The 15,264-nt window shown below is 38.1% G+C and carries 18 protein-coding genes and 3 pseudogenes; 6 read left to right on the forward strand and 15 right to left on the reverse strand.

The genetic code is table 11. The features are described from left to right. Positions 1 to 33 precede the first annotated feature (33 nt). The 4 genes from ACLKMH_RS24365 to ACLKMH_RS24380 all read right to left on the reverse strand — a co-directional run bounded on the left by ACLKMH_RS24365 (position 34) and on the right by ACLKMH_RS24380 (position 2,378). A complete protein-coding gene (locus tag ACLKMH_RS24365; protein ID WP_413700314.1) occupies positions 34 to 804 on the reverse strand; it encodes an SDR family NAD(P)-dependent oxidoreductase in 771 nt (256 codons plus the stop codon). Between the two features lie 315 nt (positions 805 to 1,119). Then, positions 1,120 to 1,392, reverse strand: a complete 273-nt coding sequence (locus ACLKMH_RS24370; protein WP_413700315.1) for an aminotransferase class III-fold pyridoxal phosphate-dependent enzyme — start codon at positions 1,390 to 1,392, stop codon at positions 1,120 to 1,122. Further along, entirely contained in the window at positions 1,331 to 2,107 is a 777-nt protein-coding gene (locus ACLKMH_RS24375; RefSeq protein ID WP_413700316.1) for an aspartate aminotransferase family protein, read from the reverse strand. Before ACLKMH_RS24375 ends, ACLKMH_RS24370 begins: the two co-directional genes overlap by 62 nt. After that, positions 2,073 to 2,378, reverse strand: a complete 306-nt coding sequence (locus ACLKMH_RS24380; protein ID WP_413700317.1) for an aminotransferase class III-fold pyridoxal phosphate-dependent enzyme — start codon at positions 2,376 to 2,378, stop codon at positions 2,073 to 2,075. Before ACLKMH_RS24380 ends, ACLKMH_RS24375 begins: the two co-directional genes overlap by 35 nt. 374 nt (positions 2,379 to 2,752) lie before the next feature. Here ACLKMH_RS24380 and ACLKMH_RS24385 point away from each other — a divergent pair. Further along, positions 2,753 to 3,367 (forward strand): annotated as a pseudogene (locus ACLKMH_RS24385) (TSUP family transporter); the annotation flags it as partial. Positions 3,368 to 4,099: 732 nt separating this feature from the next. On the opposite strand, the gene ACLKMH_RS24390 reads toward ACLKMH_RS24385, so the two are convergent. From ACLKMH_RS24390 to ACLKMH_RS24405, 4 genes are all read right to left on the reverse strand, one after another. After that, positions 4,100 to 4,639: an ABC transporter permease subunit gene (locus tag ACLKMH_RS24390; RefSeq protein ID WP_413700318.1), complete on the reverse strand. Its 540-nt coding sequence runs from the start codon at positions 4,637 to 4,639 to the stop codon at positions 4,100 to 4,102. Next, complete coding sequence (locus ACLKMH_RS24395; RefSeq protein ID WP_413700319.1) at positions 4,636 to 5,085, reverse strand: hypothetical protein; 450 nt, start codon at positions 5,083 to 5,085, stop codon at positions 4,636 to 4,638. Before ACLKMH_RS24395 ends, ACLKMH_RS24390 begins: the two co-directional genes overlap by 4 nt. A 10-nt stretch (positions 5,086 to 5,095) precedes the next feature. Next, positions 5,096 to 5,854, reverse strand: a complete 759-nt coding sequence (locus ACLKMH_RS24400) for a taurine ABC transporter ATP-binding protein (protein WP_413700320.1) — start codon at positions 5,852 to 5,854, stop codon at positions 5,096 to 5,098. Between the two features lie 268 nt (positions 5,855 to 6,122). Next, on the reverse strand, positions 6,123 to 7,025 hold the full coding sequence (locus ACLKMH_RS24405) for a glycine betaine ABC transporter substrate-binding protein (RefSeq protein ID WP_413700321.1): 903 nt from the start codon (positions 7,023 to 7,025) through the stop codon (positions 6,123 to 6,125). A gap of 287 nt (positions 7,026 to 7,312) precedes the next feature. On the opposite strand from ACLKMH_RS24405, the gene ACLKMH_RS24410 reads away from it, so the two are divergent. Both ACLKMH_RS24410 and ACLKMH_RS24415 read left to right on the forward strand, forming a co-directional pair. Further along, on the forward strand, positions 7,313 to 7,939 hold the full coding sequence (locus ACLKMH_RS24410) for a GntR family transcriptional regulator (protein WP_413700322.1): 627 nt from the start codon (positions 7,313 to 7,315) through the stop codon (positions 7,937 to 7,939). A gap of 8 nt (positions 7,940 to 7,947) precedes the next feature. Further along, entirely contained in the window at positions 7,948 to 8,781 is an 834-nt protein-coding gene (locus ACLKMH_RS24415; RefSeq protein WP_413700323.1) for a PLP-dependent aminotransferase family protein, read from the forward strand. A gap of 79 nt (positions 8,782 to 8,860) precedes the next feature. On the opposite strand, the pseudogene ACLKMH_RS24420 reads toward ACLKMH_RS24415, so the two are convergent. From ACLKMH_RS24420 to ACLKMH_RS24450, 7 genes and pseudogenes are all read right to left on the reverse strand, one after another. Further along, a pseudogene (locus tag ACLKMH_RS24420) lies at positions 8,861 to 9,659 on the reverse strand (amino acid ABC transporter ATP-binding protein). 21 nt (positions 9,660 to 9,680) lie between these two features. Continuing rightward, a complete protein-coding gene (locus ACLKMH_RS24425) occupies positions 9,681 to 10,340 on the reverse strand; it encodes an amino acid ABC transporter permease (protein ID WP_413700324.1) in 660 nt (219 codons plus the stop codon). Between the two features lie 11 nt (positions 10,341 to 10,351). Next, positions 10,352 to 11,002 carry an amino acid ABC transporter permease gene (locus ACLKMH_RS24430; protein ID WP_413700325.1) on the reverse strand — a complete coding sequence of 217 codons (651 nt, stop codon included), beginning with the start codon at positions 11,000 to 11,002 and terminating at the stop codon, positions 10,352 to 10,354. A 1-nt stretch (position 11,003) separates the two neighbouring features. Further along, on the reverse strand, positions 11,004 to 11,954 hold the full coding sequence (gene speB / locus ACLKMH_RS24435; protein ID WP_413700326.1) for an agmatinase: 951 nt from the start codon (positions 11,952 to 11,954) through the stop codon (positions 11,004 to 11,006). A gap of 15 nt (positions 11,955 to 11,969) precedes the next feature. Continuing rightward, the gene (speB, locus tag ACLKMH_RS24440) at positions 11,970 to 12,920 is read right to left on the reverse strand and encodes an agmatinase (RefSeq protein WP_413700327.1); all 951 of its coding nucleotides are present in this window, start codon (positions 12,918 to 12,920) and stop codon (positions 11,970 to 11,972) included. 73 nt (positions 12,921 to 12,993) lie between these two features. Then, on the reverse strand, positions 12,994 to 13,287 hold the full coding sequence (locus ACLKMH_RS24445) for a hypothetical protein (RefSeq protein WP_413700328.1): 294 nt from the start codon (positions 13,285 to 13,287) through the stop codon (positions 12,994 to 12,996). Next, the gene (locus tag ACLKMH_RS24450) at positions 13,259 to 13,849 is read right to left on the reverse strand and encodes a transporter substrate-binding domain-containing protein (RefSeq protein ID WP_413700329.1); all 591 of its coding nucleotides are present in this window, start codon (positions 13,847 to 13,849) and stop codon (positions 13,259 to 13,261) included. Before ACLKMH_RS24450 ends, ACLKMH_RS24445 begins: the two co-directional genes overlap by 29 nt. Positions 13,850 to 14,343: 494 nt before the next feature. Between ACLKMH_RS24450 and ACLKMH_RS24455 the strand changes: the two are divergent. The 3 genes and pseudogenes from ACLKMH_RS24455 to ACLKMH_RS24465 form a co-directional block, all read left to right on the forward strand. Next, a pseudogene (locus ACLKMH_RS24455) lies at positions 14,344 to 14,442 on the forward strand (LysR family transcriptional regulator); the annotation flags it as partial. Positions 14,443 to 14,502: 60 nt separating this feature from the next. Next, the gene (locus ACLKMH_RS24460) at positions 14,503 to 14,961 is read left to right on the forward strand and encodes a LysR substrate-binding domain-containing protein (RefSeq protein WP_413702468.1); all 459 of its coding nucleotides are present in this window, start codon (positions 14,503 to 14,505) and stop codon (positions 14,959 to 14,961) included. Next, on the forward strand, positions 14,942 to 15,205 hold the full coding sequence (locus tag ACLKMH_RS24465; protein ID WP_413700330.1) for a LysR substrate-binding domain-containing protein: 264 nt from the start codon (positions 14,942 to 14,944) through the stop codon (positions 15,203 to 15,205). The genes ACLKMH_RS24460 and ACLKMH_RS24465 overlap by 20 nt, the downstream gene beginning before the upstream one ends. Positions 15,206 to 15,264 lie beyond the last annotated feature (59 nt).

Raw genomic sequence — 15,264 nt, forward strand, 5'->3', positions numbered from 1 at the left:
TTTACACTAATCGATCAATGCTTATTAATAGGCTTACTGTTGCTTAATAATTTTAAAGTTATCCCAAGCTTGAGAAGTAGGCATTACTTCTAAGCTGTTAATATTGATATGTGCGGGTTGCTCTGCAATCCAAAAAATAATGTTAGCAATATCTTCTGGTTGTAATGCTTTTGCATTGTTATAAATTTGATTGTATTTATCTTGGTCGCCATTAAACCTTACTAAGCTAAATTCGCTTTCAGATAAACCTGGCTCTAAACTTGTTACCCTTATACCAGAACCAGCAAAATCACTACGAAGGTTTCTTGAGAACTGAGCAACAAATGCTTTGCTTGCACCATAAACATGGCTTCCCGGGTAAGCCCAGTTAGTCGCAATACTCGCTAAATTGATGACACTAGATGATACTTGTTTGCGTAGCGTCGGTAAGAAGCAGTGAGTAACATTCACTAAACCTGTTACGTTGGTATCAATCATAGTATGCCAATCCGCTAGTGATGCTTTATCAGCAGGCTCTGTGCCTAAGGCTAACCCTGCATTGTTAACTAATATTGCCACCTCTTTAAATTCTGCAGGCAATGCGTCAACTAATGCTTCAACGGCTTTATCGTCTCGAACATCTAAAGTATAAGAAAAAACCTTTGTAAAAGGGGTAAGTTCTGCTTTTAAGGCCTCTAAACGCTCAGCTCTTCGTCCAGTAATAATTAATGGATAACCCTGCGTTGCAAATTTTTTAGCCGTTGCTAAACCGAAGCCTGAAGTGGCACCCGTGATCAATACAACGGGATGTTTATTCTCTGTCATGTTTCACTCCTAATTAACCTGCTTGAAGTAATTGATATAAATAAAATTCATTAATCTAGCTCATTAAGAAAATGAGATAACTAGATAATTTATGAAAAAATACGATGGTCTATTTAGGGCCAATTGATCTTTGCAAAATGAATTTTCAGGATCAATAGGCCCTTATTAGAAAAGCTTAATATATTTAATCTAAATATTCGTTAAACACAGAATCTAAAGTAGAAACGATAAAATCCGCTTCTTCTTTATTTAGTGTTAACACTGGGCATAAACATAGGGTATTGTTATAAAGTGTAAAAGAACGGTTTGTTCTACCTATAATAAGCCCTTTTTCATACACATAGCGACTATTTTCATGGTTATATCTTCTGTCACAGGTGTTTTAGTTTGCCTATCACTAACTAATTCAATACCAAGTAACAAGCCTTTACCACGTACATCACCAATAACACTATGATGTAATTTAAGAAGTTGTAATTGCTCAAGCAAATAATCCCCCATTTTGGCGCTATTCTCAACCAGGTTTTCACGCTCTAATATTTTCAGATTCGCTAAAGCATATTGCTGGGCCCGCTGTACATCCAGCATAGGTACTTACATCACGGAAATAAGCATCTCTATCACTGCTATCGGCAATAAATTCATCAAAGATTTCTTCGGTTGTCACGGTACACGAAATGGTCGCATAACTTGATGCAATACCTTTAGCTAAGGTAACAATATCTGGCTTAATACCATAATGTTGGTAACCAAACCATTTTCCCGTTCTTCCCATACCACATACCACTTCATCGATATGTATTAATACATTATATTTTTTACAAATCGCCATGACAGCAGGCCAATAACCTTCTGGAGGAGTTATCACACCTCCACCAGCTGTGATAGGTTCAAAAACCACAGCACCAACTGTGTCAGGCCCTTCTCGTAAAATGACTTTTTCTAGTTCTTGGGCGACTAATAAACCGTAATTTTCAACTTCACCAAACTGGCTTCTATATTCACAACAATGAGGAAACTCAACAAAGCCAGGCACAAATGGTCCATAGTGTTTACGGCGCTCTTCTTGTCCCGTTGCACTTAAAGCCGCTAATGTTGTGCCATGATAATCGCGTTCACGATATAAGATCTTATGTTTTTTGCCACCGTACTTCTGATGAGCAATTTGACGAACAATTTTAAACGCTTTTTCATTTGCCTCAGAGCCCGAACTCGCATAATAAACACGCCTCATACCTGGCATTTTTTGTAATAATTTTTCCGCAAACTCAGCAGACAGGCACTGTGCCCGCTGTGCTCGCAAAAAAGTTTAATTCCATCACTTGATCACGAATAGCATCTGCTATTTCAGCACGTCCATAACCTACGTTTACGCACCAAACACCACCTGAAGAAGCATCTAAATAATTATTCCCTTTTGCATCCCAAACTCGAGCACCTTCTCCTTTAACCATGACTAAAGGGTCTTGTTTTTTTAGCACACTATGTTGACTTAAATGATGCCAAACATGGTCGCGATCTTTTTCTATTGTGTCTGACGTGCTTGCTGGTATTGGTAACTCCATAATGCTCATAATAATCTCCTAAGGATAAATGCTGGTGATGAACTAACACTATCTCAAGAAACACTATTTCCTTTAGCACCAGCACTTATAATCAATAGAGCCAATATCATAAGTATTTCGTTTTTATTGAAATACTGATATTGAGGGCTAATTGTGGCGCTATCATTGTCTCTATCTGGCACTAACTTCACTTTATAAATATTGTCATATTCTTCATTCTAGGCATCTGACTATCAAGTCAACAATTTTTAATTAAGGTCTGCAATGGAACAAATTTGGTTAGCTATTCCTGTTGTTATTTTCGCTGGAATTGTACGAGGTTTTAGTGGGTTTGGATTTGCGACTATTGCTGTTGTTGGACTTAATTTTTTTTACTACCACAACAAAGCGTCATATTAGTGCTTTCTTTAGACTTGATTTGTAGCCTTAACCTTTGGAGGGCGGCACTTAAACAAGCTGATTTCCATACATTAAAAAAATTAATTGTAGGCTCACTTTTGGGGATCCCCCTGGGTTACTGCTTTTTACTTTTGATACCCGCTGAGATCCTAAAAATTATAATATGCCTAATTATTCTTGGTTTATGCTTTTTATTACTTTCAACTTTTCACCCATTTAATGCCGAGAAAGCCACCACAAAAATAGGCTTTGGATTAGCCTCTGGCGCAGGTACAGCAAGTGCGTCTGTGGGAGGGCCTATGATTGTTTATTACATGCTATCCAGTAACCTCAGCACCAGTTCCCAACGAGCAACAATGATCCTATTCTTTATCGTCAGTGAATTATTAGCACTAGCGACTTTAGTGATTGGAGGGACAGCCGACGGCACATTACCTCAAGCATTATTAATATTAATCCTACCAACATTATTTGCAGTCCAGCTAGGACAGTTTTTATTCCACCGCAAGCCTCCTCAGTCATTAAAGAGTTTTGCTTTACCCGTGATGATTTCGATGGCGCTTTTAGGGCTTGTTAACTCAACATTAATGATTGTTTAAGCAAACTCATTTTCAATGTTAGATTGAATCAAAATTGCGCCCCTATGTTATACCTGTAGTTATGCCAGTATTATTTAAAGGTACTGGTAGTCATCCTAATAACTTGTGAGCATTAACAAAATCTCGTCTTTCTTATACTTTATAGCTGAATACAATTGTCCTTGCTGAAGCTTGCTAAGTGCCCTTCAAACGAATATCTAGTTAACCTATAAGTTAAAGAATACTGTACCGTTATTTGCGCGTATTTCTCCACTCAATCATCTACCAATACCCCCTTATTGCTACCATGATTCGCCTGAATTACGTAAAACCAACAAAACTGTAGAATAATTTTTAAGTTGATGATATTTAATTCAATTTTTCTTCCATTATGCAGAACTGATGCGAATTAACTCCTCATTTAGTCATGTGTTCTTTATTAACTTGATATTTTAATACAGGAAGATTGATAGATAAGCCTTTCATTTGAAGGGTAACCAACAGTAGTAACTTATAGTGGTAAATGCCGGGTGATAAGGGATTCAATGACGTTACAATAAAGCAATTAATGAAGAGCCTAAGAACTAAGCTGTGAGTTACTGGAAATAGTCTTTCATACATAGTTAAGGGGTAATTTTAACAAGTAAAAAGCTTTTCTTCTTCGCTCCTTTGTTATCCCTATTTATTAATAAAAAACCAGCATTGTTAGACAATACTGGCTTCTTATTATTTAAATAGCGAATAAAAATTTTATTAGTTATAACCTTTCCAGGGGATAAGCTTAGCTTCTAAATAACGCATCAATAAGTCAAAACAATAGGCAATAATACCTATCACTAAGATGCCGGCGATCACTACATCTGTCACTAAGAACTCCGATGCATTCAGTACCATAAAACCGATACCTCGTTCCGCGACGACCATTTCAGCGACCACTAAGGTCGTCCAGCCAAATCCAATGGCAATACGCATACCAGTCATAATATCGGGTAATGCACCACGACTAATTACTTGCGTAATTACTTGCCATGGTGTTGCTCCCATTGAATAAGCCACTTGAATTTGTTCAATACGAACCGATGTAACACCTGAGCGAGCACTAAGAACAATTGGCGCTAACATAGCTAAGAAAATTAACGTCACTTTGCTTGATTCGTCTATGCCTAACCAAATAATAACAAGTGGTAAATATGCTAGTGGTGGTAATGGACGATAAAACTCAATGAGAGGATCAAAAATACCACGCACTACACGATGGCAACCAATCGCAATACCTAAGGGAATACCAATCAAACATGCGCAAAAAAGGCACCAAATATTCTAATCAGACTAGCATTCAAATGTTCGACTAATGTCGCTCCCGCAAAACCATCAATAGTGACATCCCATAGGCGGATGACAACATCGATAGGAGAAGGTAAAAACATTGCTTTAACCAAGCCCCCTTCTGTTACAAAAGCCCATAGACCAATAAAGAATAAGGTTGAAAAAACACCGATTAAGCGACTATCTCCAGCACCTGGTGTGCCAAAATACTCACCACCTTTAACAGCACTCGGAGTGGTCATTTTTTTAATTTTAGCTTCAATTCTTTGTCCTATTGATAAGGATTGTTTACCATCTTCAACCTTATCAACTTGTAAAACCTCATCCTCTGCTTCTTTGGAAGCACTTTGTTTTGTTTCGTCTTTCATTGATTTAATATCTGTTAGGCTAATGGTTGGATTACTATTACTCATAATATTGTCCTTAGGCGACCGCTAATTCATCACCATGAATGATAGATAAAATCTGCTCGCGTATTTTGATAAACTCGGGGCTAGACTTCACCTGTCGGGCATCTCTAGTGTCTAAAAATTGTTTATTAAAATTTAATTCAAATTGGTGAGTTATTCGCCCTGGTCGGGGTGACATCACAATCAATCTGCTTGCGAGTAATAAAGCTTCATCAACACTATGAGTAATAAAAAACATCATTTTATTAGTTTTGCGCCATACATCGAGCAACAACTCTTGTAAGGACTCTCGAGTTAAGGCATCCAGTGCACCAAGAGGCTCATCCAATAACAACATTTTAGGATCATTAGCTAGGGCACGAGCAATACCGACACGTTGTTGCATACCACCTGAGAGTTGATAAACTTTATGTTGATGAAAGTCTTCCAGACCAACAAGCTTTAAATATTCTGCGACTCGTTCTCGACGAGTCACTTTATCAACACCTTGAAGTTTTAAACCAAACTCAGTGTTTTCAATGACATTTAACCAAGGTAATAAAGCGTGTTTCTGAAACACAACACCACGATCCGCATCAGGACCAATAACTTCATCTCCAATATCTCGGCCACAAAGAACCCTTGGGTAACCTTGAACTTTACTATTACCCAATGTTAAGTAACCTGCAGTAGGTTTAATAAACCCAGCAATTAAGTTAAGCAAAGAAGTTTTGCCACAACCCGAGGCTCCTAATGCAACAACGAGGTCACCCTGTTCAATGGTTAAATTCACTTCCGATAAAGCAGTTACTGCCTCACTCCCTTCAGCAGACTCGGGTAAACAACTGACACATCACAAATTTTCAAGGTATTCATTGGTTTTCTCCTAAATACGTTAACGAGATTAACAATTAATGACGAAGCCATAAAAGGCTTCATCATCAACAATGACATTTACAACTTAGAAGTCTGCGATTGCATATTCTGGATTAACGAATACGCTATAATCAGGCATTAAATCATTAATTTTTTTCTCTTTTTTCAAGAATTCAGAGGTTGATTTAAGTGATTTGGCGGCGCCACCTTCTAAGGCCACATTGCGCCCAAACACATGATAATTGCGAGCTAAAATCAGGAAACTCATAAAGCGCTAAGGCTGCAGCAACCGTGCTAAGCTCACTTCCAGAGATTTTAGAAATAGACTTAGCGATAGGGTGTGTTTCATCGAAGCTTTCTTTGTTATCACGATATTCAGCGTCTAAGTCAGCCGCTATTTTGATAACTTTTGCCATAAATTCAGGGTTTTCTTTGCCAAATGACTTTTCTACTACTAATCCATCAAAGGTTGGTTTTCCCCAGCTACTTAAGGTTTTAGAGGTAATCAGAACATGCCCATCTTGTTTGATTCGGCCTAACACAGGATCCCATATAAAAGCACCATCAATATCGCCACGTTGCCAAGCGCCTGAAATAGCGTTAGGTTGCATATTAATCAGTTTGACTTCTTTATCAGATAATCCAAATTGCTCTAAAGCAAATAAAGCATGAAAGTGGGTAGTTGATACGAAGGGAACACCAATACGTTTACCTTTTAGGTCAGATGGAGCAATAATACCGCTATCATCATGCACTACGAGTGCTTCTGCATTGGCAATATTTTCTAATATCCACACTAACTCAATCTCAACGCCTCGGCTGACACCTGCCGCAATTGGGCTAGAACCAGCCGAAGCAATATCAACAGAGCCAGAAGCAAGTGCAGTCATCACTTTTGCGCCAGAGTCAAAACGACGCCACTTAACTTCGTAACCCGTCTCTTTTTCAATTAACTTTTCACTAATTGCATGTTTCCAAGGGTTAGACATGCCCATATAACCAATGGTAACTTCCTTTGTCGCTACGCTCGAGGCCAATAACATCGCGGCTACCGCAGTAATAATTTTTGTTGTTTTATACTGTTTCATCTTCAAACTCCTTATTTGTATGACGTTACTGTCGCTATTTAAATTACTTGCAACTAAAAATAAGATACAGAGCCAGTTTTTTAAATTAATAGTCCATTGGCATCATATTTATTTCGCATGATTTTATTCGCACCAAATTAGGCATTGGCGTAAAAGTTGCTAGTTTAGATGTGAATTAACAGGTGTGTTCGCTAAGAAATAATAGATAAACAGCAAAAAATATTGATTCAATATCATACCAAAACAGATACACAGCAAAATTTATTCCACTCTTTTAAACAGGTAACATGATGGCTGATTTCTTGATAAATATTGAACTGCATAACAACAGCAGTTACCAACAACAAATTCGAGAAAAGCTTGTACACCTTATCAAGCAAGATACCTTTGGTGATAAGCCACTCCCTTCCGGGCGTAAAATGGCAGAGTTAATTGGAGTCTCAAGGAATACCGTTGTATTAGTCTATGAAAGCTTGGTTGACGAGGGCTATTTAGTTGCGCGCAAACGCAGTGGCTTTTTTGTGCATCCAGATTTACCTGCAGAATCTAGCCCTAATTTAGTGCAACTGGAGCCAGAAAATAATGCAATAAATCCAAAGTGGTGCAACCGTATCAAGAAAAGACCCAGCGAATTCACCTCTCTTAATAAGGATAAAGACTGGATTAATTATCCTTATCCTTTTATCTATGGACACATTAATGTAGAAGAGTTCCCTCTTTACCAATGGCGAGAATGTTCACGAACCAGCAGAAAGTCGCGCAAGCTACATGAATGGGTAGAAGGCTTTATAGATATGGATGATCCTGAACTGGTCACCCAGATTCGCCAGAAAATACTGTCGAAGCGAGGCATTGTTGCTCAAACCGATGAAGTATTGATTACCCTTGGTACGCAGAACTCCCTTTTTTACTAGCCAGTTTATTGGGTAATAAAGAAGTAACCTTTGGAGTTGAAAACCCAGGTTATGCACAATTACGGCAAATACTAACGCTCTGTGATAGTCCAATAAAAGCGCTTGAAATTGACCAGCAAGGTCTTAAGGTTGGTTCACAGCTCAAAGGATGTGATTATGTTTGTGTTACACCAAGCCATCAATATCCAACCACAGTGACCATGAGTGTAGAAAGGCGTAAAGCACTACTTGAGCAAGCTCAAAAAGATGATTTTGTGGTTATTGAAGATGATTACGAAAGTGAAGTTAACTTCATTGAAGAGCCATTACCTGCACTAAAAAGCTTTGATCAACATGGTCGTGTTATTTATGTAGGCAGTTTATCTAAATCACTCACTCCAGGTATACGCATTGGTTATTTGGTCGCAGATAAAACCCTAGTAAGAGAGTTACGCAAGTTACGTCATTTACATTATCGTCACCCACCGTCAAATAACCAGAGAATTTCAGCACTTTTTATTAGCCAGGGTTACTATGACAGTCATGTACGTCGTATGCGTCGTGCTTATGCTGATAAATGGTTGCTAATGCAACAAGGTATCAATCAATATCTCAGAAATTGTGAAGTCCATTCAACCGAAGGTAGTTTCTGTTTCTGGATAGGCTTGCCAAATGGGGTAACAAGTCAATTGTTACGTGAAAAGGCGACTTCGAAGGGTATTCTTGTAGAATCTGGCGATACTTTATTTATGCAGGATGATGCACCGGATAATTATATTAGGCTTGGTTTCTCTGCTATTGATAGCAAAAAAATATTAGAAGGATTAGCAATACTAGGCAAGCTAATAGATGAGTTGTCTTAAAGCTTACTGGTATACTTGATGATTTACCTGAGGGCTTACTGATAACAAAGTAAGCCCTATTTGTAGCTGTTGCCAGACATTAAACTAGCCCGCTATTTCGTTCGCTCCAGGTACTTAAGAAGTTTTTAAGGTTTTCTGATTTTGGTTGTGTAAATAATGTTTTTGGTTCGCCCTGCTCTTCAATTAAACCATTAGCCAGAAATACAACTTTATTAGCAACTTGAGCGACGAAAGCCCATTTCATGAGTCACAATAACCATAGTCATGCCCTCAGATGCAAGTGACTTCATTACTTTTAGCACCTCTCCCACCAATTCAGGGTCGAGTGCTGAAGTTGGCTCATCAAATAACATAATCTTAGGTTCTGTTCCTAAGGAACGTGCGATAGCGACACGTTGTTGTTGCCCACCCGATAACTGCGTTGGGTATGCATCGATTTTATGTGCCATATCGACTTTTTCAAGCACTTGCATCGCTCTTTCTCGCGCCTTTTCGGCCGGCATACGATGCACTCTTAATAAAGGTGACATTACATTTTCAATAACACTCATATGAGGCCACAAATTAAACTGCTGAAAAACCATACACACTTCAGCCAAATCTTTTTGTACATACTGACTTGGTGATAATTGTAAATTTCCCTGAGCATCAGAGCCATACCCTAATAAACGACCATTAATCAGTACTTCACCATCATTGTATTGCTCAAGAAAATTCATGCACCGCAACATGGTGCTTTTACCTGATCCCGAGCCACCTATAATACAAACAACTTCGCCATAATTAATCTCAAGATTAATACCTTTTAATACTTGGTTATCACCAAAGTTCTTTTTTAAATCCACGAGTTTAATCGCTTTATGTGGTGTTTTGTCCATAACTCCCCCTAAGTCTGTAAATTAATGTCTAATTAAATGAATGGTCGCTCTGGTTTCACACCACTGCCCTACCTTTGAAACCATAAAAGTGATCAGCCAATAAGCAACAGCTAAAAATAAATAAGGTTCAACAACGGTAAAGGTTTGTGTTGCCATGGTAACAGCTGCCGTTGTAATTTCAGGCACTGTGATAATAGACAAAATGGCAGACTCTTTAATTAAAATAATCATTTGGTTAATACTCGGCGGAATAATCAAACCAAGCATCTGTGGAAACTGAATATACCTAAGAATTTGTAAGCGTGAATACCCCAAATCATGAGCGGCTTCAATATGCCCCTTAGGCACACTTTCAAAACCAGAACGATATATTTCAGCAAAATAAGCCGCACCATATAACCCTAGACCGATAATACCAACCTGTTCAGCAGTAAGATCTAATTCAACAAAAGGGCCACCATAATAAACAAGATAAACTTGCACTAATAAAGGTGTTCCTCGAAATATGGTCACATAAATAAAATACATAAAAGCAGTAATACGAAGGTCTATTTTTTTAAGACGATATAGTATTAAACCACCAATTAGTGAAATCAATAGACCAATAGTACACACGTAAAGCGTGAAGAATAATCCCTTCAGCAAAATTGGCCAGTAAGTAATGTAAAGGTTAAAATCCATCTTCAAATCTCCTAATGAGCGGGTAAGCGCGACTCAATATATCGTCCTAACAAACTGACACAGGATGTTAGTAATAGATATAAAAGACCTGCTGATACAAAAAATTCAATGGGTCTGTAAGTTGTCGATGAGTAGGTTTGCGTGATACGCATTAAGTCGGTCACTGCAATCGTAGAAATCAAAGCGGAGTTTTTAATGATATCAATGGTTTCGTTAACTAATGAAGGCAACGTATGCCTTAATACCTGTGGCAATTCAATATAACGTAAACTTTGAAATTTGCTAAACCCATAGTTCCAAGCGACTTCTTTTTGGCCCACCGGTATCATCTGAAAACCGCCACGCAAAATTTCAGATTGGAAGGCGACTGTATTCATTGATAAAGCAATAATAGCGACCATGACAGAAGGAATATTAATTCCCCAGATAGGCAAGAAATAAAAGACAATAGTTAACTGGACTAATAACGGCGTTCCTCTCAGGGCACTGATATAAAATCGACAAATATACTGAATAAAGGAATTTGAAGATAACCTACCTAAACATAAAATTACGCCAAAAATAAATCCGATTGCAATGGACAGTATAGATATCCAAGTTGTCATCCATAACCCATTTAGTAATGAGTCTGCATGTTCAAAAACAACGTTAAAGTCCAACATATTAATCTCCTAATGGAGCACGTTGATGTAATGACTCAGTCGCGATACACAGCAGTTCAAACATCATAGTCGCGCCAACCAATGCAGTCGCACCAGAAGGATCAAAAGGAGGTGCAACTTCAACAACATCTGCACCAACAACATGTGCCCCTTTTAATCCTCGGATCATCTGCATCGCTTCATGGGTAGTAAAGCCACCAACTTCCGGTGTACCTGTGCCTGATGCAAATGCAGGATCTAAGCCATCAACATCGAAGGTGACATAAGTAGGTGAATCACCAATTATTCTGTGTACTTCTTCTATGATCCCTTTGACACCGAGTTCATAGAATTCATCCATATAGATTACACGCATGCCACTATCGTGACTAAACTTCCAAATATCTTGATGATTAACTGAACCACGAATACCAATTTGAATGGTTTTTTTAGGATCAATTAAACCTTCTTCGACAGCCACTTTAAAAGGTGAACCATGATGAAATTTAGACCCTAAATAGTTGCCACCAGTATCGCAATGCGCATCAAAGTGTACCAAAGCTAATGGGCTATCTTTAGCTAATGCTCTTAAAATGGGTAAGCTAATTGAATGATCACCACCAGCAGAAACAGGTAAGATGCCTGCTTGAACTATTTGCTCAAAAAAATCTTGAATAGAACGATGGCTACGCTCCAGTTCAAAAGGACTTTCAGGTAAAGCGTCACCAACATCAGCAACACGGCATAATTCAAAGGGTGCAACCCCAGTGCTTTGGTTAACCGAGCGCATCAAACTAGACTGATTTCTAATTTCTCTTGGACCATGACGTGTGCCAGTACGATTTGTTACGCCACCATCAAAGGGAACACCAATTAACGCAATATCAACATTTTTTAATGAGGGTTGATAAGGGCATCGCATAAAAGTAGCGATACCACTATAACGGGGCAACTGCTGTGGATCCTGACTCATACCAATTCCTTTTTACTATAATGAGATACATAACCAATTAAATTCATTAATAGTTGAGCAGACAAGTGTTGAAGTGACTTCAGCTGGGTCATAGGGTGGAGCGACTTCACAAAGGTCAATTCCCACTACATCCCCTCTTTGACATATTTGCTGTAATAACTCTAAAACTTCGTAATAACTAAAACCACCATGACTCGGCGTACCAGTTCCTGGTGCAATAGAGGGGTCAAAACCATCAATATCAATGGTAATGTAGTAACGTTCTCCTTCAGGAATTTGACTTAAAATATGGTCAAGACCTTGGTTTCTAAATTGACGCACTGAAATAATATTAGAGCCCGCACTACGGGCATCGTTGTAATCATCTTGATTTGACGAAGAAACATTACGAATTCCAAGCTGAGTTAGGCCTGTTACATGCTCCATTTCAGAAACTCTACGCATACAGTTACCATGACCATAACGAACGCCATGACGCTCATTAACAAAATCTAAATGCGCATCAATTTGAATAATATGGATCGGTTTTTGTTCTGAATAAGTCGCAACCGTTGCGGCAGTAATGGCATGATCACCACCCAGAATAACTGGAGTCACTTTATTTTTTAGAATATTACGCACTGCTTGTTCTGTGTTTTCAAGACAACGATCACTGTTAGTATGAATCATGTCTACATCACCAAGGTCAACAATACTCACTTTGCTCTTTTCTAAAAACAGCGTATCGCATTCATGATCATAAGCACCGCCATGACCAAAGGAAAAAAGTGTTGAAGCCTGACGAATTGCACGAGGACCAAAACGCGAACCTGAACGGTACTGACAGCCCATATCATAAGGTACACCTAAGACAGCAAAATCAGCTTCAAAGCTCTGCCAATTTTCAACAATTGGACTTTTCGCAAAAGTACAAAAACCAACAAAAGGTAAGTTGAGACGCCCACTTTCATATAAATTTTCACTCATTCAAATACCCTCTCATGTTTAATTATTATTATTGTTATGGTTTAAGGGGCTATCAGGCCCCTTGTTTTTAAAACTAGTGTGCTGGTTCAGGTACAACACCTGTTGGAATATCCATAGTGAATCCGAACCACTTTTGTTGTAGTTCTAGAAGCTTGCCATTGCCGTGTAGTTTTTCGATTCCATCGCTAAAAAATTGTACTAATGAAGCAGAATCAGCGTCATCTCTTCCTACCCAACCATAATAAGTCGCAGGGCCAAATGCTGGTTGAACAATCTCAAACATATCTGGTCGTTCTTTAATAATGGGTGCAAGGTTAGGTAACGCCTGTGGCACAACATCAACACGTCTTGAAGCTAATGCTCGCATAGGCCTCATTGAAATCAGTAAAGTTTTTAATTGATTTGTAGCCTTCGCCCGCAGGTAAAAGCGTTGTTTTTTCATAATCAGTAATAACACCTAATTGTGCTGAGCCAGCTTGTGTACCGATGACCATGCCAGCCATATCTTCAGGTTTCATTATTCTTTCATCTCCCTTACGTTTTAATATGCCAACAGAGGCTGTTGAAATAGGGTAAGTAAAGGCGTAGTTTTCCATACGTTTTTTGGTAATAGTTAATGAGGTTGCAACGAAGTCATAACGTTTAGTGGTTAACCCAGCTAAAATACCTTGGAAGGGAAGGTCTAATTGCGTTAGTTTTACGCCAGGTAAATCTTTTAATATTTCATCAAGGATATCTTTGCCATAACCAACAATTTTTCCATCCTCTAGCATTTCAAAAGGGGCATATCGCGCTTCGGTTGCAATTACGATTTCACCTTTTTCTTTGATATCATCAAGCAAATCTGCCTGTGCTGTTTGTGTAAAAGCCGTGCATAATAAACTCGCAGTTAATAACGTTTTCTTTAATGGTGATAATATGTTTTTCATAATGCTCTCCTCAAATGATTAATTAGTAAATCGCTTGCTTAATATACTGCTTCAACTTCCCTATTAGTGACAAGCAGTGATTACTAATCACAATCCATAAGCCAGGGTAATGCTTTATTTGAGTGCGAATATCGCACCAGCCAGGTGCATTTTTTTAGCTAATATTTACAAAGCTATTCTTATTTATAAATTTATCCCTCATGTTTATTAGTTACATTATTTTTAATATTTTTTTAGCTGTCTATGGCATAACATTTGCTTTGTTTGCTTTATAGTTATCTACACATAAAAACTTGTACTAAAATAAAAAATATTAAGCAGAAATTTCTTATATCGATTTAGCATTTTTCAAAAAACCATCCCTCCATAGGAAAGATAAAATATGATCATTAAGGCTATATATTGAGTACTCGACTACCGCCGCTAGAGGCACTGCGTTATTTTGAATGTGCTTGCTCGCCATTTAAATTTCACCTTAGTCTGCGCAGGAACTTTGTGTTTCTCAAAGCGCAGTCAGTCAAAAAGTTATTCAACTTGAAGAGCGTTTAAACTATAAAATTTTTGAACGTAAACCGCGTCAATTGAAACTAACTGATAATGGTGAAAAGCTATTTCAATCAGTACATCAAGCCTTAAATCAAATTCGCGATACAATGAACGACATTGAGTCGCAAAAGCAAATAAGACAACTCGAAATTTATTGTATGCCCTCCTTTGCAAGCAGGTGGTTAATGCCTTGTATCAATAACTTTCATCAGGTTCACCCAAACATAGACATTAATCTTGTGACTCATTTACATGAACCAAATTTCAGTAATGAAGATGTTGATATCGGTATTTGTCATGGCATAGGAGATCATCCATCTATGCTACAACACTTGTTATTCAAGGATTATATTTATCCAGTCGCAAGTCCTGAGTTATTAGAAAGAATCTCTTTAAACACACCAGAAGATTTAAATAAAACCATTCTGCTTCATGATTCTCTACCTCAAGCAAAATTATCAACGTCATGGTCTCGTTGGCTCACAGACTTGAAAATCACTGGCGTGGATCACAATAGTGGTAGCAGGTTTAATCAAGCAGACCTGCTTGTCCAAGCTGACAATTAATGGACAAGGCGTCGCATTGGGAAGACACGCTCTTGTTGCTCGCGAAATAGAAAATGGCCGACTGGTGCCACTGTTTGGACATGTTGTTGAAGACGGTGGTGTTTATCTTGTTTGCTTAAAAAAACTTCTAGATCGCCCTCAAGTCAGCCATTTTATTAATTGGATAAAACAGCAGGCGGAGCTTTTTGAAAATCAGTTTGATATAAATAAAATTATACAAAAAAAGCACCTTACCAAGCAATAGAAAACCAAGATAATAAACTAGATTTAACCAGGGCAAGTTGATCTCTTATTGATATTTGC

The organism is Psychromonas sp. KJ10-10 (assembly GCF_047323245.1).
Lineage (GTDB): Bacteria > Pseudomonadota > Gammaproteobacteria > Enterobacterales > Psychromonadaceae > Psychromonas.